Source organism: Citrobacter sp. RHBSTW-00671, assembly GCF_014103415.1.
GTDB lineage: Bacteria > Pseudomonadota > Gammaproteobacteria > Enterobacterales > Enterobacteriaceae > Citrobacter.
The window spans coordinates 711,045-731,970 of the sequence record NZ_JABXPR010000001.1; the positions used below are offsets into that span (position 1 = coordinate 711,045).

At 52.5% G+C, this 20,926-nt stretch carries 17 protein-coding genes and 1 tRNA gene; 15 read left to right on the forward strand and 3 right to left on the reverse strand.

Annotated features, from left to right (window positions below; translation table 11 throughout):
• Window positions 1–81 precede the first annotated feature (81 nt).
• The 9 genes from HV261_RS03395 to HV261_RS03435 all read left to right on the forward strand — a co-directional run bounded on the left by HV261_RS03395 (window position 82) and on the right by HV261_RS03435 (window position 8,223).
• Window positions 82–158: transfer RNA gene (locus tag HV261_RS03395), tRNA-Pro, on the forward strand.
• Window positions 159–198: 40 nt separating this feature from the next.
• Window positions 199–783 carry a hypothetical protein gene (locus tag HV261_RS03400; RefSeq protein ID WP_202037464.1) on the forward strand — a complete coding sequence of 195 codons (585 nt, stop codon included), beginning with the start codon at window positions 199–201 and terminating at the stop codon, window positions 781–783.
• Window positions 784–992: 209 nt separating this feature from the next.
• A complete protein-coding gene (locus tag HV261_RS03405; RefSeq protein WP_137398959.1) occupies window positions 993–1,229 on the forward strand; it encodes a hypothetical protein in 237 nt (78 codons plus the stop codon).
• A complete protein-coding gene (gene dppA / locus HV261_RS03410; protein ID WP_202037465.1) occupies window positions 1,144–2,751 on the forward strand; it encodes a dipeptide ABC transporter periplasmic-binding protein DppA in 1,608 nt (535 codons plus the stop codon). Before HV261_RS03405 ends, dppA begins: the two co-directional genes overlap by 86 nt.
• A gap of 166 nt (window positions 2,752–2,917) precedes the next feature.
• Entirely contained in the window at window positions 2,918–3,937 is a 1,020-nt protein-coding gene (dppB, locus tag HV261_RS03415; RefSeq protein ID WP_003827415.1) for a dipeptide ABC transporter permease DppB, read from the forward strand.
• 9 nt (window positions 3,938–3,946) lie between these two features.
• A complete protein-coding gene (gene dppC, locus HV261_RS03420; protein ID WP_137382040.1) occupies window positions 3,947–4,849 on the forward strand; it encodes a dipeptide ABC transporter permease DppC in 903 nt (300 codons plus the stop codon).
• 10 nt (window positions 4,850–4,859) lie between these two features.
• Entirely contained in the window at window positions 4,860–5,843 is a 984-nt protein-coding gene (gene dppD, locus HV261_RS03425) for a dipeptide ABC transporter ATP-binding protein (protein ID WP_202037466.1), read from the forward strand.
• The gene (dppF, locus tag HV261_RS03430; protein WP_202037467.1) at window positions 5,840–6,844 is read left to right on the forward strand and encodes a dipeptide ABC transporter ATP-binding subunit DppF; all 1,005 of its coding nucleotides are present in this window, start codon (window positions 5,840–5,842) and stop codon (window positions 6,842–6,844) included. Before dppD ends, dppF begins: the two co-directional genes overlap by 4 nt.
• A 176-nt stretch (window positions 6,845–7,020) precedes the next feature.
• On the forward strand, window positions 7,021–8,223 hold the full coding sequence (locus HV261_RS03435) for a sigma-54 interaction domain-containing protein (RefSeq protein ID WP_202037468.1): 1,203 nt from the start codon (window positions 7,021–7,023) through the stop codon (window positions 8,221–8,223).
• 32 nt (window positions 8,224–8,255) lie between these two features.
• Here HV261_RS03435 and HV261_RS03440 read toward each other — a convergent pair whose 3' ends face one another.
• Both HV261_RS03440 and megL read right to left on the reverse strand, forming a co-directional pair.
• Complete coding sequence (locus HV261_RS03440; RefSeq protein ID WP_137382037.1) at window positions 8,256–9,554, reverse strand: SLC5/6 family protein; 1,299 nt, start codon at window positions 9,552–9,554, stop codon at window positions 8,256–8,258.
• Between the two features lie 117 nt (window positions 9,555–9,671).
• Entirely contained in the window at window positions 9,672–10,868 is a 1,197-nt protein-coding gene (gene megL, locus HV261_RS03445; RefSeq protein WP_202037469.1) for a methionine gamma-lyase, read from the reverse strand.
• 426 nt (window positions 10,869–11,294) lie between these two features.
• On the opposite strand from megL, the gene HV261_RS03450 reads away from it, so the two are divergent.
• The 4 genes from HV261_RS03450 to HV261_RS03465 all read left to right on the forward strand — a co-directional run bounded on the left by HV261_RS03450 (window position 11,295) and on the right by HV261_RS03465 (window position 16,795).
• Window positions 11,295–11,402, forward strand: coding sequence for a type I toxin-antitoxin system toxin Ldr family protein (locus HV261_RS03450; protein WP_202037470.1), 108 nt, complete (start codon window positions 11,295–11,297; stop codon window positions 11,400–11,402).
• Window positions 11,403–11,628: 226 nt separating this feature from the next.
• Window positions 11,629–13,635 (forward strand): biofilm formation regulator HmsP, encoded by a 2,007-nt coding sequence (hmsP, locus tag HV261_RS03455; protein WP_202037471.1) that lies wholly within the window; start codon window positions 11,629–11,631, stop codon window positions 13,633–13,635.
• A 157-nt stretch (window positions 13,636–13,792) separates the two neighbouring features.
• Window positions 13,793–15,079, forward strand: coding sequence for a C4-dicarboxylate transporter DctC (dctA, locus tag HV261_RS03460; RefSeq protein ID WP_048213643.1), 1,287 nt, complete (start codon window positions 13,793–13,795; stop codon window positions 15,077–15,079).
• 222 nt (window positions 15,080–15,301) lie between these two features.
• Window positions 15,302–16,795, forward strand: a complete 1,494-nt coding sequence (locus tag HV261_RS03465; RefSeq protein ID WP_202037472.1) for a M16 family metallopeptidase — start codon at window positions 15,302–15,304, stop codon at window positions 16,793–16,795.
• A 58-nt stretch (window positions 16,796–16,853) separates the two neighbouring features.
• Here the strand turns inward: HV261_RS03465 and kdgK are convergent, their stop codons facing one another.
• Window positions 16,854–17,783 (reverse strand): 2-dehydro-3-deoxygluconokinase, encoded by a 930-nt coding sequence (kdgK, locus tag HV261_RS03470; protein WP_199947390.1) that lies wholly within the window; start codon window positions 17,781–17,783, stop codon window positions 16,854–16,856.
• 227 nt (window positions 17,784–18,010) lie between these two features.
• Here kdgK and pdeH point away from each other — a divergent pair, with 227 nt between their 5' ends.
• Complete coding sequence (gene pdeH / locus HV261_RS03475; RefSeq protein ID WP_202037473.1) at window positions 18,011–18,778, forward strand: cyclic-guanylate-specific phosphodiesterase; 768 nt, start codon at window positions 18,011–18,013, stop codon at window positions 18,776–18,778.
• Window positions 18,779–18,855: 77 nt separating this feature from the next.
• Window positions 18,856–20,916 (forward strand): AsmA family protein, encoded by a 2,061-nt coding sequence (locus HV261_RS03480; protein WP_202037474.1) that lies wholly within the window; start codon window positions 18,856–18,858, stop codon window positions 20,914–20,916.
• The last annotated feature ends 10 nt before the right edge of the window (window positions 20,917–20,926 follow it).

Below are 20,926 nucleotides of genomic sequence, written 5' to 3' on the forward strand. Positions count from 1 at the left end.
GACTTTCTCGCCGATCGAATGGCATTTTGATACTAAGGGATTGACGGGCGTGCAGCTGAGCAGTAAGATGCGCCCCGCATTCGGTGATTGGCGCAGCCTGGTAGCGCACTTCGTTCGGGACGAAGGGGTCGGAGGTTCGAATCCTCTATCACCGACCAAATTTAAAACCCTGCTCAACGAGCAGGGTTTTTTGCATTTGTGGCTTTTGTAGGCCTGATAAGCGAAGCGCCATCAGGCAAAACATCATGCTATAACAGACATCGCCGGATGCGGCGCAAGCGCCTTATCCGGCCTACAGGCGAAGCGCCATCAGGCAAAACATCACGCTATAACAGACATCGCCGGATGCGGCGCAAGCGCCTTATCCGGCCTACAGGCGAAGTGCCATCAGGCAAAACATCACGCTATAACAGACATCGCCGGATGCGGCGCAAGCGCCTTATCCGGCCTACAGGCGAAGCGCCATCAGGCAAAACATCATGCTATAACAGACATCGCCGGATGCGGCGCAAGCGCCTTATCCGGCCTACAGGCGAAGCGCTGGCAGGACGTATTTTGCGTTTTTCCACCCCTATTTTGACCTTCATTTTATCTGCAAAAATTGTGCACCACTTCCCACTGACTGTTAACGATTCTGTGACATATTCCATTGCCTTTTTTTATATTTGCTTGAATCTTTTTTTGCGTTACTTATGGCTGAACCCAGCATTTTCCGCTGTGCGTTTTAACGTTCATGGTATTAATCGCTCAGATATGCAGCATGTGTTGAGAAAATTTTCATAATTTGCATAAATGTTAATCACCAAATGTTTCTGAATATGAAGATATTTATTCTGGCATAGTGCGCGTAGCACAAATTTCCCTGCTGAAAATACCCGTCTGCACTTTTTTTAATCTTTGTTTGCCAATTCTCACCGTTGGTGTAAATCACGGTTACCTGTATTGACGTTTTCACATTCTGTTGACAGATTGTAGGGCATGAGGGGCATTTCATGGAGAATCCGCACTGCAACTCAGTCGCTTATGTGAACGGAATCCCCATCCTCTTAACGCCGACCCGGCCGGGTAAAAAACAAAAAAGGCCAGGCGGTGCAAACCCACTGCAAAGGGTAAAACAACAAACATCACATTTGGAGCAGAAGAATGAGTATTTCCTTGAAGAAGTCAGGGATGCTGAAGCTTGGTCTGAGCCTGGTGGCTATGACCTGCGCCGCAAGCGTACAGGCTAAAACTCTGGTTTATTGTTCAGAAGGATCTCCTGAAGGCTTTAACCCACAGCTTTTCACCTCTGGTACTACCTATGATGCCAGCTCCGTACCGATCTATAACCGCCTGGTTGAATTCAAAACCGGTACCACCGAAGTGATCCCCGGCCTTGCTGAGAAGTGGGAAATCAGCGAAGACGGTAAAACCTATACCTTCCACCTGCGCCCTGGCGTGAAGTGGCAGGACAACAAAGATTTCAAACCGACGCGCGATTTTAACGCCGATGACGTGGTGTTCTCTTTCGATCGTCAGAAAAATGCCCAGAACCCGTACCATAAAGTCTCTGGCGGCAGCTATGAATACTTCGAAGGGATGGGTCTGCCGGATCTGATCTCCGAAGTGAAAAAAGTGGACGATAAAACCGTCCAGTTCGTGCTGACCCGTCCGGAAGCACCGTTCCTGGCTGACCTGGCGATGGACTTCGCTTCTATTCTTTCTAAAGAATATGCGGACAACATGCTGAAAGCCGGTTCGCCGGAGAAAGTGGACCTGAACCCAATCGGTACCGGTCCGTTCCAGCTGCAACAGTACCAGAAAGATTCTCGTATTCTGTATAAAGCGTTCGACGGCTTCTGGGGCACCAAGCCGCAGATTGACCGTCTGGTCTTCTCCATTACGCCTGACGCTTCCGTGCGTTATGCCAAACTGCAGAAGAACGAGTGCCAGGTGATGCCGTACCCGAACCCGGCAGACATCGCGCGCATGAAGCAGGATAAAAACATCAATCTGATGGAGCAGGCCGGTCTGAACGTTGGCTACCTCTCTTTCAACACCGAGAAGAAACCGTTTGATGACGTGAAAGTCCGTCAGGCGTTGACCTACGCGGTAAACAAAGAAGCCATCATTAAGGCGGTTTATCAGGGCGCTGGCGTTGCCGCGAAAAACCTGATCCCACCGACCATGTGGGGCTATAACGACGATATTAAAGACTACACCTACGATCCTGAGAAGGCCAAAGCGCTGCTGAAGGAAGCCGGTCAGGAGAAAGGCTTTACCGTTGAGCTGTGGGCGATGCCGGTACAGCGTCCGTACAACCCGAACGCACGCCGTATGGCGGAAATGGTTCAGGCTGACTGGGCGAAAATTGGCGTTCAGGCCAAGATTGTGACCTACGAGTGGGGCGAGTATCTGAAACGCGCCAAAGCGGGTGAGCATCAGGCGGTGATGATGGGCTGGACCGGTGATAACGGGGATCCGGACAACTTCTTCGCTACCCTGTTCAGCTGTGCGGCAGCGAAAGACGGTTCCAACTACTCTCGCTGGTGCTACAAGCCGTTTGAAGACCTGATCCAGCCGGCGCGTGCGACCGACGACCACAACAAACGTATTGAACTGTACAAGCAAGCGCAGGTTGTTATGCACGATCAGGCTCCGGCTCTGATTGTTGCTCACTCCACCGTGTACGAACCAGTGCGTAAAGAAGTGAAAGGCTATGTGGTTGATCCATTAGGCAAACACCACTTCGAAAACGTTTCTGTCGAATAATTAAAAGCAATCAAGGAAGCGCTGCGCCCCGGTATTGTGTAGGCCGGATAAGCGCAGCGCCCTCCGGCGTAATGCTTTACCCGCGATGCAGTTTGCGTGGGATAAGATTTGTGAGCAATACAGACTCACGGTTCCAGGCCGTGCGTCATTAGAGAGAATCCGGGTTATGTTGCAGTTCATTCTCCGACGTTTGGGACTCGTCATCCCCACGTTTATCGGTATCACTCTTCTCACCTTTGCCTTCGTCCATATGATCCCCGGTGATCCGGTCATGATCATGGCGGGTGAACGTGGGATCTCCCCTGAGCGTCATGCTCAACTGTTGGCTGAACTCGGTCTGGATAAGCCGATGTGGCAGCAGTACCTCCACTATATCTGGGGGGTTATGCATGGTGATTTAGGTATCTCACTGAAAAGCCGCTTACCGGTGTGGGAAGAGTTCGTACCTCGCTTCAAAGCAACGCTGGAACTCGGCGTCTGCGCGATGATTTTCGCCGTCGCAGTGGGTATCCCGGTGGGTGTACTTGCTGCCGTTAAGCGCGGCTCCATTTTCGATCATACCGCAGTTGGCCTGGCGCTGACCGGTTACTCCATGCCGATTTTCTGGTGGGGCATGATGCTGATCATGCTGGTTTCCGTGCAGTGGAACCTGACGCCGGTTTCCGGGCGCGTGAGCGACATGGTGTTTCTTGATGATTCCAATCCACTGACCGGATTTATGCTGATCGACACCGCCATCTGGGGTGAAGAGGGCAATTTCATTGATGCGCTGGCGCATATGATCCTGCCGGCGATGGTGCTTGGCACCATTCCTCTGGCGGTGATTGTGCGTATGACCCGTTCATCGATGCTGGAAGTGCTGGGCGAAGACTACATTCGTACCGCGCGCGCCAAAGGGTTGACCCGTATGCGCGTCATCATCATTCATGCTCTGCGTAACGCCATGCTGCCTGTTGTGACCGTTATTGGTCTTCAGGTCGGTACGCTGTTGGCGGGGGCGATCCTGACCGAAACCATCTTCTCGTGGCCGGGGCTGGGGCGCTGGCTGATTGATGCGCTGCAACGCCGTGATTATCCGGTAGTGCAGGGCGGGGTATTACTGGTGGCGACGATGATTATTCTCGTCAACCTGCTGGTAGACCTACTGTACGGCGTGGTGAACCCGCGTATTCGGCATAAGAAGTAAGGGGCCATCATGTCACAGGTTACTGAAAATAAAGTTATTGCTGCACCGGTGCCGATGACCCCGTTGCAGGAGTTCTGGCACTATTTTAAACGCAACAAAGGTGCGGTTGTCGGGCTGGTGTATGTGGTGGTGATGATCCTGATTGCGGTCTTTGCCAACGTTCTCGCCCCGTACAATCCCGCCGATCAGTTCCGAGATACGCTGTTGGCTCCACCTGCGTGGCAGGAAGGCGGCACCATGGCGCATCTGTTCGGTACTGACGATGTCGGCCGCGATGTGCTGTCGCGTCTGATGTACGGTGCGCGTCTGTCGCTGCTGGTTGGCTGCCTGGTGGTGGTACTGTCCCTGCTGATGGGCGTGGTGCTCGGTCTGGTTGCCGGTTACTTTGGCGGTATCGTCGATAACGTCATCATGCGTGTGGTCGATATTATGCTGGCGCTGCCGAGCCTGTTGCTGGCGCTGGTGCTGGTTGCCGTATTTGGTCCTTCTATTGGTAACGCCGCGCTGGCGCTGACGTTCGTGGCATTGCCGCACTATGTCCGTCTGACGCGTGCCGCAGTCCTGGTGGAAGTTAACCGTGATTACGTTACCGCTTCCCGCGTAGCGGGTGCAGGTGCGATGCGTCAGATGTTCGTTAATATTCTTCCTAACTGTCTTGCGCCGCTGATTGTTCAGGCGTCGCTTGGCTTCTCTAACGCTATTCTCGATATGGCCGCGCTTGGCTTCCTGGGTATGGGTGCGCAACCACCCACACCGGAATGGGGAACCATGCTCTCCGACGTGTTGCAGTTTGCGCAGAGTGCCTGGTGGGTCGTGACCTTCCCGGGTCTGGCGATCCTGCTGACGGTGCTGGCATTTAACCTGATGGGTGACGGTCTGCGTGACGCGCTCGATCCCAAACTGAAGCAGTAAGAGGTTCGAGATGGCGTTATTAAATGTAGATAAATTATCGGTGCATTTCGGCGATGTTGGGTCCGAATTCCGCGCTGTAGACCGTATTAGTTACAGTGTGAACCAGGGTGAAGTGGTTGGTATTGTGGGCGAATCCGGCTCCGGTAAATCGGTTAGTTCGCTGGCGATTATGGGGCTGATTGACTACCCCGGCCGCGTGATGGCCGAAAATCTGGAGTTTAACGGTCGCGATCTGAAGTGTATCTCTGAGAAAGAGCGCCGTCAGTTGGTGGGCGCGGAAGTGGCGATGATCTTCCAGGACCCGATGACCAGCCTTAACCCGTGCTATACCGTGGGTTACCAGATCATGGAAGCCATTAAGGTACACCAGGGCGGAAATAAAAAAACGCGTGTTCAGCGGGCAATTGACCTGCTAACGCTGGTGGGTATCCCTGACCCGGCCTCGCGTCTGGATGTGTATCCACACCAGCTGTCCGGTGGGATGAGCCAGCGTGTGATGATCGCGATGGCGATCGCCTGTCGTCCGAAGCTGCTTATTGCCGACGAACCGACAACGGCGCTGGACGTGACCATTCAGGCACAGATCATTGAGCTGCTGTTGGAACTGCAACAGAAAGAGAATATGGCGCTGGTTCTGATCACTCATGACCTGGCGCTGGTGGCGGAGGCTGCGCATAAAATTATCGTGATGTATGCCGGTCAGGTGGTGGAAACCGGAGCCGCACACGACATTTTCCGCGCGCCACGTCATCCGTATACCCAGGCGTTGTTGCGTGCGCTGCCGGAGTTTGCTCAGGATAAAGCGCGTCTGGCCTCGTTGCCGGGTGTGGTGCCAGGGAAATATGACCGCCCGAACGGTTGTCTGTTGAATCCTCGCTGCCCCTATGCAACCGACAAATGCCGCGCTGAAGAACCTGAACTGAACCTGCTGGAAGGCGGTCGTCAGTCGAAATGCCACTACCCACTTGATGATGCCGGGAGGCCTGGGCTATGAGTACGCAAAAGGCCGCTTTGCCACAGCCGCTGTTGCAGGCTATTGATCTGAAAAAACACTACCCGGTGAAAAAGGGGATGTTTGCCCCGGAGCGCCTGGTGAAAGCGCTGGACGGCGTTTCGTTTACCTTAGAGCGCGGTAAAACACTGGCGGTAGTCGGTGAGTCGGGCTGTGGGAAATCCACCCTTGGACGCCTGCTGACGATGATTGAAGTCCCGACCGGCGGTGAACTGTATTACCAGGGACAGGATCTGCTGAAGCACGACCCGCAGGCGCAGAAATTGCGTCGGCAGAAAATCCAGATTGTGTTCCAGAACCCGTACGGTTCTCTGAACCCGCGTAAGAAAGTGGGGCAGATTCTGGAAGAGCCGTTGCTGATCAACTCAACGCTCAGTAAAGGGCAGCGCCGTGAAAAAGCGCTGGCGATGATGGCGAAAGTGGGGCTGAAAACCGAGCACTACGACCGCTATCCGCATATGTTCTCCGGCGGTCAGCGTCAGCGTATTGCGATTGCCCGTGGCCTGATGCTTGACCCGGACGTAGTGATTGCCGACGAGCCCGTGTCCGCGCTGGATGTATCCGTGCGTGCGCAGGTGTTGAACCTGATGATGGATCTGCAGCAGGAGCTGGGGCTGTCCTACGTCTTTATCTCGCACGACCTGTCGGTAGTGGAACATATTGCGGATGAAGTGATGGTGATGTATCTGGGCCGTTGTGTGGAGAAGGGCACCAAAGATCAGATCTTCAATAATCCGCGCCATCCGTATACGCAGGCGCTGCTTTCTGCGACACCACGCCTGAACCCGGATGACCGCCGCGAGCGCATTAAGCTGACCGGCGAGCTGCCAAGCCCGTTGAATCCGCCACCGGGCTGTGCGTTCAATGCCCGTTGCCGTCGTCGCTTTGGTCCGTGTACCCAACTACAGCCACAGCTGAAAGACTACGGCGGCCAACTGGTTGCGTGCTTTGCCGTTGACCAGGATGAAAATCCGCAGCAATAAACGTGGGTTATGACCCAATAACCGGAGCCTTGTGCTCCGGTTTTTTTATAATTCGTTTTTACTCCCACAATGTGAGTCCATTGGCAGAACATTATTCCATAGTGTCTAGAATGTAGTCAGGTTGGCTTTCGTCACAGAAATATCTACTTCGCAGTTGCTAACTACCAGGAGCAAATGTGGTCACGATACGCTGGGATATTAAAACAATTGATCGTCTGTCGATGGTTGAGGATGTCCTGAAGGAATTTTCCTGCTGTGATATCAATATCATCTCCATGAAAGTTACGCCTGGACGTATTCTGATTAAATCCTGGTGTCGCCAGTTGCAGGATATTTCCTGCGTACAATCCTGCTTAAGCCAGCGCGCTGATATTATTAACGTTGCTTATCTGTGCGAAGAGATAAGCGAACTGTCGATGTCTGAACCGGAACGTCCGCGCTATTTTTCTGACATTATTTGCAGCAGCCAGAGCATGCAACTGCTGATAGAAAAAGCGATCAGAATCGCGGATAGCAAATATACCGTTTTGGTTCGTGGTGAGACCGGAACTGGTAAGGAACTACTTGCCCGGGCCATCCATAATTCCGGGTCACGGCGTTTTTATCCGTTTATTCCGGTTAACTGTTCAGCGCTTCCCGAATCGCTGATGGAAAGTGAATTTTTTGGCTATGAGAAAGGGGCCTTCAGTGGCGCGGACTGTAAAGGCAAAAAAGGGCTGTTTGAAATGGCTGATAAAGGCACCCTTTTTCTGGATGAGTTTGGTGAAATGTCGCTGAGCTTACAGGCCAAATTGTTGCGTGTCCTTCAGGATGGGGGGATTCGTCGCGTTGGCGGGGCGCAAACTATTCCGGTTAATGCGCGTATTATTGTGGCGACTAACGCGAATCTGGAAGAGATGGTGGAGCAACGTCTGCTGCGCGCCGATCTCTATTACCGCATCAACGTACTTTCACTCACCATTCCACCGTTACGCGAGCGCCCGCAGGATATCAGTCTGCTGATCCGTCACTTTGTGCAGAAATACGCGAAGGAGTTCCAACGGCGCATTATTCTGGATAAAGCCTGTTTTGACGCTTTGCATCAGCACAGCTGGCCGGGTAACGTACGTGAGCTGGAAAACACGATTATTCGTCTGATGCTGATGGCCGAATCTGATGTTATTACCCGGGAAGACCTGGGGATGGCGAATCTGTCGGCAGGCGAATTGCGCCACACCCAACGTCCGTTTAAAGAACAGGTCCAGTGCGCCGAGCGTCAGTTAATTGAGCAGATGGTGGAAGAGAATGTGTCGTCGCGGCATATTGCTAAGGCGCTGGGCGTATCGCATACCACGGTATTGAACAAAATTCGTAGCTACCAGCTTGAGAGCGTGAGTTAAGCGCCGTCAGGGCTGACGGCGCTGTCATCGGATTATTCAATCAACTTCAACAGTGGTGACAGGCACAGTAAAACTCCGTAGATCAGGATTAGCCAGGTTTTTAGCCCGCGCAGTTTTTCCAGTTGCGCCACTTTATAGATCAAGAAAAACGGAATAATACACGACACAATTCCATACAGCGGACTGCCTAACTGGAAGAATACCAGTACTGAGACGCGGAACGAAACCCAAATAACCAGCGTAATAACGATAAATGTGCAAATACCCAATGTAAGTACTAGTGGGTTTATTTTCTCAACATTAATTACACGGCTAAGTACGTTAAGGATAATCCCTTTAATCGCTTCATGGAAGCCCAGGTAAATACCGAAGAATGCGGTCAGAACAGCAAAGATATTCAATATCGTGGAGGTGATGTGAATAATCTGACCAGGAATGACCTGCGCCGCCAGGGCCAGTGCAGAAATATTCTGTTCGAAGGCTGAAACCGCCTCTTCGTGGCTAATCGAAAAGGTAAATGAGAAGGAGAAAAACAGGATGACTGCAATCAACGTAATGTAGCTGATGCGGTGGGTACGAATGGCCATGCGCGTCGCCAGCACCCGGTCAGCCACCCGCTTGCGGTAGGCTATATTCATGGGGTTCAGCACCTGAATAAACACCGCCGAGAAGAAGCAGAATGGGATGGTCAACAGTACGTCACGAAAGAAGACCGATGCTTCAGGAAAGGCGCTGATATTGCTGAAGTTCCAGTGTGGGACCATCGCAAAGCCGAAGATGATGATAATGCCGACTTTTACCACCACCATTGGACCGGAGATTTTGAACAGCAGCTTTTCTCCACCGGAAGCAATGGCGACCAGTACCGCAAAAATAGCGACTTTATAGATGATTGATTGCGAAAGGTCGGTATCGGTTAGCCCGAAGGTTTTTATATATGAGGCACTGTCAAAAACAACCGATAATGAATAGATGAATATTCCATGAATAATCATCAGAAAATAGATGACGCCAAGAAATACGCCCCAGTTTTTTCCCAGATAATGACTTATAATATCGGTGTAGTCATTGCAGGTTTCACTTTCGGATAGTGTTTTTAAATAAATGTCCTGCACAATATACGTTGCCGGGTAAGCGATAATAAAGGCGACAATAAAAACCCAAATGCCGGTTAAGCCAATTTGTACTGGCATCAGAACTGTACCCGCACCAATTGCCATGCCGATGCAGAGTAATACCCAGCCAAAATCGTATTTTGTAAACGGTATTTTCTTTGAGAATGGTACGGCGGTTGCTGTATTGTTGCTTAATTGTAATGTGTTGTCCTGCATAGAACCCCCTGCCCAAAATACCCGTTCTCCCCAAAAAAGGAGTGCGCGTATAGCCAGACTGTTGTGCCTTGATGCTCAACGACCTGAACCGATCGTCGTCGGTTCAGGTCGTAATGGTCAGAATGTTGCCTTTCTGATGGCGTGTTCAAGGTCGTTAATAATATCTTCTGGATCTTCAAGACCGACAGAAAGACGGATAAGTCCGTCGGTAATACCTGCTTTAAGCCGTTCCTCTGGCGCAACGGGCGAATGTGTCATAGACGCTGGGTGCTGAATGAGGGTTTCGGTATCACCGAGACTGACCGCGAGGAGGCACAATTCTACAGAATTGATCATCCGTCTACCAGCATCGAGGCCGCCGGCAATTTCAAAGCTGATAATTCCTCCAGGCAGGCTCATCTGCCGTTGGCCCAGCTCATACTGTGGGTGCGAGGTCAGACCGGGATAATACACACGGGTGATGGACGGGTGCCCTTCGAGGAAACGGGCAATTTTCAGCGCGTTTTCACAGTGACGTTCCATACGAATGCCCAATGTTTTAACGCCGCGTAGGGTTAGCCAGGCGTTGAAAGGGCTCATACAGCCGCCGGTAATATCTTTCAGGCCTACAAACCGCGCCTGATCGATAAACTCCTGCTTCCCGACAATGATGCCGCCAATCACATCACCGTGTCCGTTAATGTACTTGGTTACACTGTGGACCACGATGTCTGCGCCCAATTGCAGAGGCTGCTGACAATATGGCGACATAAAGGTGTTATCCACGACCAGCAAAGCGCCCTGCTGGTGGGCAATGCCCGCCACTGTTTCGATATCGACCAATGAGAGCGTCGGGTTGGCGGGCGTTTCGATATACACAACTTTAGTTTCCGGCCGCATCGCGGCGCGGATTTCTTCCGGTTTTGCGGCGTCGACAAAACTCACGTTAATGCCGAACTTCGGCATGCTGTGCGACAGAAATGCGTGAGTACAACCGTAAATTGCGCTGGCAGAAACGATATGGTCACCTTGTTGACACAGCGTCAGCAGAGTCGTGGTGATGGCGGAAATGCCGGATGCTGTTGCCAGCGCGGCTTCACCCTTTTCCAGAACTGCCAGCTTTTTCTCCAGCGCATCGGTGGTGGGGTTACCCAAACGGGTATAAATGTACCCGGACTCTTCGAGCGCAAAGCGGGCGGCACCCTGTTCGGCGCTGTCAAAAACAAACGTTGAAGTCTGGAAGATAGGCGTACTGAGCGCGCCGGTTGAAGGGTCGGGTTGTTGCCCCGCGTGAACGATCTGGGTATTGAATCCGTAAGTACGACAGTCAGACATGATATCTCCTTTAATTCGGAACAGAACAGCTCACATTCAAATAGCAATTGCTGTGCCAGAAAATTAAGATTTAAATATCAATGAATTAGATAATTTTTGTTTCAGGGGCGCGTCAGGAAAGTTGCCAACTGGCAACAATCTTTCCAGCCATATCGGATTTGTAGCGCCGTAATTGCGAGGCTTCACGCAGAGTGGATGGCGCCGGGGTGCCAGGGCGAAAGGGTTACCGTAGAATCAGCGGCAAGCCGGGATATCCCGGTGAGGCGCAATGTTGCGGGGGCTTGATCCCCGGCGGCATAGGTTGCTGGAAAGAGAAAACCCCCGCACGTTGTTCGGTAAAAACCTGGCAACAAAACGGGGGCTAACTTGAACCTGAACAACTCAAGAATAGCCGTGAATAGTTGCCATTGCAACGCAGGCGGCTATATGACGCTCATGCAACTGGGTAGTGCTTTCTGGCACGATCTGGCAGCGCCGATCATCGCTGGTATTATTGCCAGCCTGATTGTGAACTGGCTACGTAACAGTAAGTAATGCTCCTTATGGGTGTCTGGCTGCCGTAATGGCAATATGCGCCCGAACCGGGCCGCAGAGGCAACTTTGCGGCCTTTTTCGCCTTAATTGCAGGTAAATCCCAGCGTCATGTGTCTAACCTGCGGCGATAATGCACACAGGGAAGTTTTCAGATACCGCCTCTCTTAATACCGCTACGATGGGGTATACTCTGACGGCAGTTTTTGTCTATCCGTGGAGAGTCAGTTTGCGTGTCAGTCGCTCGTTAACAATTAAGCAGATGGCGATGGTTGCGGCCGTTGTCATGGTGTTTGTTTTTATTTTTTGCACCGTTTTGTTGTTCCATTTGGTCCAGCAGAACCGCTATAACACGGCTACGCAACTGGAAAGCATCGCTCGCTCCGTCCGTGAACCTCTGTCGGCCGCCATCCTGAAGGGGGATATCCCCGAAGCAGAATTGATTTTAAGCCGTATCCAGCCCGCTGGCGTGGTCAGTCGCGCGGATGTGGTACTGCCCAACCAGTTTCAGGCATTGCGGATGAGCTTTATCCCTGAACGCCCCGTTCCGGTGACGGTGACTCGACTGTTTGAACTGCCGGTGCAGATTTCGCTCCCGGTCTATTCTCTTGAGCGTTCCGCCAACCCACAGCCGCTGGCGTATCTGGTGTTACAGGCGGATTCATACCGCATGTACAAATTCGTGACGAGCACGCTTTCAACGTTAGTGACCATTTACTTACTTTTGTCGTTAATCCTGTCGGTCGCCATCTCCTGGTGTATTAACCGCCTGATTGTGCACCCGTTACGCAAAATTGCTCGCGAACTGAACGATATTCCGCAGCAGGAGCTGATCGGCTATCAACTGGCATTACCGCCTATGCATCAGGATGATGAGATTGGGATGCTGGTGCGTAGCTACAACCTGAATCAGCAGCTAGTCCTGCGCCACAGTGAAGAGCAGAACGACAATTCGATGCGCTTTCCGGTCTCTGAACTGCCAAATAAGACGTTCTTAATGGGGCTACTGGAGCAGATTGTTACTGGCCCGCAAACAACTGCGCTGATGATTGTCACCTGTGAAACCCTGCGTGATACCGCCGGTGTATTGACCGAGACCCAGCGGGAAATCCTGCTGTTAACGCTGGTTGAGAAACTGAGATCGGTGCTGGCGCCCAGAATGGTGCTTACTCAGGTGAGCGGCTATGACTTCGCGATTATCGCGCACGGTGTGAAGGAACCCTGGCATGCAATTACATTAGGTCAGCAAGTACTCACTATCATGAATGAACGGTTGCCGATTCAGGGTATCCAGCTACGCCCGAGCTGTAATATTGGGGTGGCGATGTACTACGGCGATTTGACGGCGGAACAGCTATACAGCCGTGCGCTATCGGCAGTGCTAACCTCGCGTCGTAAGGGTAAAAACCAGATCCAATTCTTTGATCCGCAGCAAATGGAAGAAGCACAGCAGCGTTTGACCGAAGAGAACGACATTCTGACCGCGCTTGATCACCAGCAATTTGCGTTGTGGATGCAGCCGCAGGTAGAGATCGCCAGCGGCAAGATGTTGAGTGCTGAAGCTTTATTGCGGATGCAGCAGGCAGACGGAAGCTGGGAATTACCGGAAGGGTTAATCGACAGGATTGAATCCTGTGGTCTGATGGTGACGGTTGGATATTGGGTGCTGGAGGAGTCTTGTCGCCAGCTCGCGGCCTGGCAGGAACGAGGTCTGATGTTACCGCTGTCGGTGAATCTGTCTGCGCTACAGCTGATGCACCCCAGTATGGTGTCGGATCTGCTGGAGTTGTTAAACCGTTATCGCATTAAGCCCGGAACCTTGATTCTGGAAGTTACCGAAAGCCGGCATATAGATGATCCAAACGCCGCTGTCGCTATCCTGCGCCCGCTGCGCAATGCGGGGGTACGCATTGCGTTGGATGACTTTGGTATGGGCTATGCGGGTCTGCGACAGTTGCAGCACATGAAGTCACTGCCAGTTGATGTGCTCAAAATCGACAAGATGTTTGTTGAAGGCCTGCCAGAGGATAGCAGTATGATTTCTGCCATTATTCAGCTGGCTCATAGTCTCAATTTGCAAATGATTGCGGAAGGCGTTGAAACCGAAGCGCAACGCGACTGGTTATCACAGGCAGGGGTGGAAGTCGCGCAAGGATTCCTGTTTGCCCGTCCGGTTCCGGCAGATATCTTCGAAGAACGCTATTTAGCGAAGGAATCAGCTGATTACAAAAGTTAAAAAAGGTAGCGCTTGTGCGAGCCAGTTCAAAATTTTTAACAAATTTGTATCAATTATGATCCAGGTGCATTTCTGTCATGTTGTGTGGGTGTTACTTTAAGGCCGCAGGTTAAACAAAACCTTACAAGACCTGTGGTTTTTACTTTAAGGACACCCTATGAAAACCTCTATCTTCAAAAGCCTTTACTTTCAGGTCCTGACAGCAATTGCCATTGGTATCCTCCTTGGCCATTACTACCCTGAATTAGGCGCCCAAATGAAACCGCTTGGCGACGCGTTCGTTAAGCTCATTAAGATGGTCATCGCACCTGTTATCTTCTGTACTGTCGTTACCGGCATTGCAGGTATGGAAAGTATGAAAGCAGTCGGCCGCACCGGTGCGGTTGCACTGCTTTATTTTGAAGTGGTTAGTACGATTGCGCTGATCATTGGTCTTATCATCGTCAACGTGGTGCAACCCGGTGCCGGGATGAACGTCGATCCGGCAACGCTGGATGCCAAAGCGGTAGCGATTTACGCCGAGCAGGCAAAAGACCAGGGGATCGTGGGCTTCCTGATGGATATTATCCCGGGTAGCGTCATCGGCGCGTTCGCCAGCGGCAACATTCTGCAGGTATTGTTGTTCGCGGTGATGTTTGGTTTTGCTCTGCACCGTCTGGGCAGCAAAGGCCAGATGATTTTCAACGTAATTGAAAGTTTCTCGCAGGTTATTTTCGGCATTATCAACATGATCATGCGCCTTGCTCCGATCGGTGCTTTCGGTGCCATGGCCTTTACCATCGGTAAGTATGGCGTCGGAACGCTGGTGCAACTGGGTCAGTTGATTATCTGCTTCTACATCACCTGTATCCTGTTTGTGGTCGTGGTGCTGGGCTCGATTGCCCGCGCAACCGGCTTCAGCATCTTTAAGTTCATTCGCTATATCCGTGAAGAACTGCTGATCGTTCTCGGGACCTCTTCTTCCGAGTCAGCGCTGCCGCGTATGCTTGATAAGATGGAAAAGCTGGGCTGCCGGAAGTCCGTCGTTGGTCTGGTTATTCCCACTGGCTACTCGTTTAACCTTGATGGAACATCGATATACCTGACGATGGCGGCGGTGTTTATCGCGCAGGCCACCAATAGCCATATGGATATCTTCCATCAGATAACCCTGTTGGTGGTGCTGCTGCTCTCCTCGAAAGGTGCAGCGGGCGTAACCGGAAGCGGCTTTATCGTGCTGGCAGCGACGATTTCCGCAGTAGGGCATCTGCCGGTAGCGGGTCTGGCGCTCATCCTGGGTATTGACCGCTTTATGTCTGAAGCGCGTGCGCTGACTAACCTGGTCGGTAACGGTGTGGCAACGGTCGTTGTGGCTAAGTGGGTGAAAGAACTGGACCACAAAAAGCTTGATGATGTGCTGAATAATCGTGCGCCGGATGGCAAAACGCACGATTTATCCTCTTAATCTCGTCACTTATGCCCGTAGTCCCTTCCAGGACTGCGGGCGTTTGCGCATAATTACCCCCTGTGCCTGAAACTGTCTGTGCGACGGTTTCGGGATTTTTTCACTTCTTCCGTGACATTTTTATGTTCTTGCGGTCTAACACGAAGTGTTTTTAACGTCATATTCAGAGGGTCCTTCTCAGGGCTGTCTTTTTATTTCCAGGATAGTTGATCAGGGGTTCACATGCAGGGCACAAAAATTCGACTTTTAGCGGGCGGCTTGCTGATGATGGCCTCTGCCGGCTATGTGCAGGCAGATGCGCTCCAGCCTGACCCGGCGTGGCAACAGGGCACGCTGGCGAATGGTCTCCAGTGGCAAGTGTTAGCCACCCCCCAGCGCCCCAGCGACCGTATTGAGGTTCGCCTGCTGGTAAATACCGGTTCACTCACCGAAAGTACGCAACAGAGTGGTTTTAGCCATGCGATCCCGCGTATCGCGCTGACGCAAAGCGGTGGCCTTGATGCCACGCAGGCCCGTTCTCTGTGGCAGCAGGGGTTTGATCCTAAACGCCCCATGCCGCCCGTTATCGTTTCCTATGATTCCACGCTGTATAACCTCAGCCTACCCAATAGCCGTAATGACCTGCTGAAAGAGTCGCTCTCATACCTGGCGAATATTTCCGGCAAGCTGACCATTACGCCAGAGACGGTTAACCATGCGCTGAGCAGCGAAGATATGGTGGCAACATGGCCGACGGATACCAAAGAAGGGTGGTGGCGCTATCGTCTGAAAGGCTCCACTCTGTTAGGGCACGATCCCGCCGATCCGCTGAAAAAGCCGATTGATGCAGCAAAAATTCAGTCGTTCTACCAGAAATGGTATACCCCGGACGCAATGACGCTCATTGTCGTCGGTAACGTTGACGCGCGCAGCGTGGCTGAGCAAATCAATAAAACCTTCGGTGAGTTAAACGGAAAACGTGAAACGCCGGCACCGGTGCCTACGCTCTCTCCACTGCGTGCGGAAGCGGTAAGCATTATGACCGAGGCGGTACGCCAGGATCGCCTTTCCATTATGTGGGACACGCCGTGGCAACCTATCCGTGAATCCGCCGCGTTGTTACGCTACTGGCGTGCTGATTTAGCCCGTGAAGCGCTGTTCTGGCATATCCAGCAGACGTTATCCAGGAACAACGCGAAAGACATCGGCCTCGGTTTTGACTGTCGGGTGCTGTTCCTGCGTGCACAGTGCGCCATTAACGTTGAATCGCCGAACGATAAGCTGAATGCGAACCTGGGCACGGTGGCTCGCGAACTGGCGAAAGTGCGGGACAAGGGCCTGCCGGAAGAAGAGTTCAATGCGCTGGTGGCGCAAAAAAATCTGGAATTGCAGAAACTGTTTGCTACCTACGGCCGCACTGATACCGATATTTTGATCAGCCAGCGTTTGCGCTCGTTGCAAAACCAGGTGGTGGATATCGCGCCAGAACAGTATCAGCGTTTACGGCAGAACTTCCTTAATGGCCTGACCGTTGAGATGCTGAATCAGGATTTGCGTCAGCAGCTATCGCAGGATATGGCTCTCATTCTGCTTCAGCCGAAAGGGGAACCTGAGTTCAACATGAAGGATCTGCAGGCGACATGGGATAGCATTATGGTGCCAGCGACTACGGCGGCAACGCCGGTTGAAACGGATGAATCTCACCCAGAAGTGACGGATATTCCGGCGGTACAGTAAAGGTATCGTAACGTGTAGGCCGGGCAAGCGAAGCGCCTCCGGCCTACAAGGATAATAGTTACTGCGGCATGGCGTCGCGTGGGATAATCGCCCCGCGATGCTGAATAACTGTGCTTGCCGTCAGGTGGCCGCGTTTAGCGGCTTCTGCGGCATCGCCACCGGTTAAGCGTACTGCCAGATACCCGGCACTGAAGGAGTCTCCTGCCGCCGTGGTATCGATCACTTTCTCTTTCGGTAATTTTACAGCCGGTACATCGATAAGTCCTTCACCCTCGATGGACACCAGGCAAGAGTCTGCGCCGCGCTTCACAACCACTTCCTGTACGCCAGCTGCGTGAGTCCGGGCAATCACGTCCTCTACGGGTTTTTCACCCCACAGCGCGTCTTCATCGTCCAGCGTCAGGAACGCAATATTGGTGCACTCCAGCATCTGCTGATACACCTGCTGAGTTTCTTCTTTGCTGCTCCACAGACGCGGGCGGTAGTTGTTGTCAAAAATGACCTTGCCGCCGTTGGCGCGGCACTCGCGCAGCAGCGACAGCAGTTTGTCACGGCTGGCCGGACTTAAAATTGCCAGGCTGATTCCGCTCAGGTACAGGTAGTCAAATGTCGCCAGTGTTTTGCAAATGGCGTCGGATTGTTCGCTCTCCAGCCAGAATTTCGCCGCCGCTTCATTACGCCAGTAATAGAAGGTGCGCTCGCCAGTACTGTCAGTTTCGATGTAATAGAGACCCGGCAGACGGTTTTCCATACGCTGGGTTAATGACGTATCGACGTTTTCGCCCTGCCAGGATTCCAGCATTTGCTGGCTAAAACTGTCAGTGCCCAGCGCCGTGACGTAATGTACGGAAAGGGCCGCAGAATCGACCTGACGGGCAATATAAACGGATGTATTCAACGTGTCGCCACCGAATCCGCGCTGAACGTCAGCGCCTTTCTGTGACAGCTCAATCATGCATTCGCCAATCACGGCAATCTTCCTGGACATAGTCGTAACCTGCTCTGAAAAAAATTAGCGTTAGTGTGCGCTGTGGGTGTTAAGTGGTCAACTATATTAAAACAACGTTCCATTATTTTTTTGAGCCAGAACGTGTTCTGTGTCGTTTTTGCCGCTGTTTTTATTTTGCGTACTGCTGAACGTAAAGTTCTGCGCCTGAGCGCCGATAACCTTTGACGAGTCCGGTCAGTCACACTCTTATTTACAGGACACCTCAGATGATAAAGCAGGTCACCCAGCAGCTAATTACGCCAGATGCGAGTATCGAATGCTTGCAGGAGCGACGCTATTGGCTGCAGTGCGAGCGTGCTTACACTTATCAGCCCATTTACCAGACCAATGGTCGGCTGATGGCCGTCGAGCTGCTAACCGTCGTGAGCCATCCTGATAACCCTTCTCAACGCATTGCGCCAGACCGTTATTTTGCCGAAGTTGCTGTTCGGCATCGCGTTGAGGTAGTGAAAGAGCAGCTTGAACAACTTGAACTGAAAAGTGATTTTTTCAGAGCCCACGATCTGCTGGCCTCCGTCAATGTCGATGGCCCGACGCTCATTGCGATGCGCCAGGACCCCGAGATCCTGAAAATCATTGAATGCCTGCCCTGGTTACGCTTTGAGTTGGTCGAGCATATCCGCTTACCGAAGGGATCGTCGTTTGCCTCGATGTGCGAGTTCGGCCCGCTCTGGCTGGATGATTTTGGTACCGGGATGGCCAATTTCTCGGCTCTTAGCGAAGTGAGCTACGACTACATCAAAGTGGCGCGGGATCTGTTTGTGATGCTGCGTCAGACGCCGGAAGGCCGTAACCTCTTCACTTTGCTGCTCCAGCTTATGAACCGCTATTGCCGTGGCGTGATTGTCGAAGGTGTTGAAACCCTGGAGGAATGGCGCGATGTGCAAAACTCACCGGCTTTTGCTGCCCAGGGCTATTTCCTTTCTCGTCCGGTGCCGCTGAGTACCCTTGAAGAGGTGATTCTGTCGCTTTGATGCGGATGTAGCGTGCCTCCTTTTCGCCCTGCTGGACTATCTTTAGGACAGGCAAGGGAGGAAGTCAGGAGGAAAACGTGACGAAAACAAGCAAAATAGCCACATCTGTAGCAGGGGTTTTCTTGTTGCTGATCGTCGTGCTCATCATTGTGATTGCGACATTTGACTGGAACCGGCTCAAACCGACCATCAACCAGAAAGTCTCTACTGAACTCAACCGTCCATTCGCCATACGCGGCGATCTGGGCGTCGTCTGGGAACGCCAGAAGCAGGAAACCGGCTGGCGCAGTTGGATTCCGTGGCCGCATGTTCATGCTGACGATATTATCCTCGGCAACCCGCCAGATATTCCCGACGTCACAATGGTACATCTCCCCCGCGTTGAAGCGACGCTTGCCCCGTTGGCGCTGCTGACAAAAACCATCTGGTTACCATGGGTCAAGCTGGTGAAACCCGATGCGCGCCTCATTCGGCTGTCGGAGGAAAACAACAACTGGACCTTTACGCTCGCTGGGGATAAAAACCGCGATCCGAATGCCACTCCCTCTGCCTGGTCATTTCGCCTGGACAACATTCTGTTCGATCAAGGGCGTATCGCTGTGAACGATAAGGTGACGCAATCGGAGCTGGAGATCCAGGTCGATCCATTAGGCAAGCCGCTACCGTTTAGCGAAGTGACAGGTACCAGCAGCAAAGAAGGGAGCGCCAGCGTTGAGGATTACGTTTTTGGTCTGAAAGCCCAGGGCCGCTACAACGGTGAACCGCTAACCGGAACGGGAAAAATAGGCGGGATGCTGGCGTTACGCGGCGAAGGTACCCCTTTTCCGATACAGGCTGACTTTCGCTCGGGCAACACGCGCGTGGTATTTAGCGGCACGATAAATGACCCGATGAATATGGGCGGTGTCGATCTACGGCTTAAATTCTCTGGGGATTCACTCGGGGATTTATACGATTTGACCGGTGTGCTGTTACCGGATACGCCACCGTTTGAAACGGACGGGCGTCTGGTGGCGAAAATCGACCCGGAAAAGTCCTCTCTTTTTGAATACCGTCATTTTAATGGTCGCATTGGCGATAGCGATATTCACGGAACGCTTACCTATACCACCGGCAAGCCGCGCCCGATGCTAAAAGGCGACGTTGAATCACGCCAGCTGAGGCTGGCCGATTTAGGGCCGCTGATCGGGGTGGATTCAGGCAAAGGGGCGGAACGGGCAAAACAATCTGAACAGCGCAAAGGTGAGAAGAGCGTTCAGCCTGCGGACAAGGTCTTGCCGTATGACCGTTTTGAAACCGATAAATGGAACGTGATGGATGCCGACGTGCGTTTCAAAGGGCAACGGATTGAGCACGGTAGCCGCTTGCCGGTAAGCGATCTCTCCACCCATATCCTCCTGAAAAATGCTGACCTGCGCTTGCAGCCACTGAAATTTGGCCTCGCGGGGGGCAGTATTGTTTCCAGCATCCATCTGGAAGGGAATAAAAAGCCGATGCGCGGGCAGGCGGATATTCAGGCGCGGCGGCTTAAGCTAAAAGCGTTGATGCCGGATGTAGCGCTGATGCAGAAAACGCTTGGTGAGATGAACGGTGACGCCAGGCTGAGCGGTAGCGGAAATTCAGTGGCTGCGTTGCTGGGTAACAGCAACGGTAACCTGAAGCTGTTGATGAATGATGGATTGGTCAGTCGCAATCTGATGGAGATCGTTGGGCTGAATCTGGGTAACTATATCGTCGGACAAATATTCGGTGATGACGAAGTACGGGTGAACTGCGCGGCGGCGAGTCTGGATATTGTTAACGGTGTGGCGCGTCCGCAGATATTTGCCTTTGACACGGAAAACGCAGTTATTAACGTGACCGGGACTGCAAGCTTTGCATCGGAGCAACTGGATTTAACCATCGACCCGGAGAGCAAAGGTATTCGTATTATTACCCTGCGTTCGCCGCTGTATGTTCGCGGGACATTTAAGAACCCACAGGCCGGGGTAAAAGCTGGGCCGTTGATTGCGCGCGGTGCGGTGGCTGCCGCGCTGGCAACGCTGGTTACGCCAGCGGCGGCGCTGCTGGCGCTAATTTCTCCGTCGGAAAACGAAACGAATCAGTGCCGGACGATTTTGTCGCAGATGAAGAAGTGATGTCTGGCCG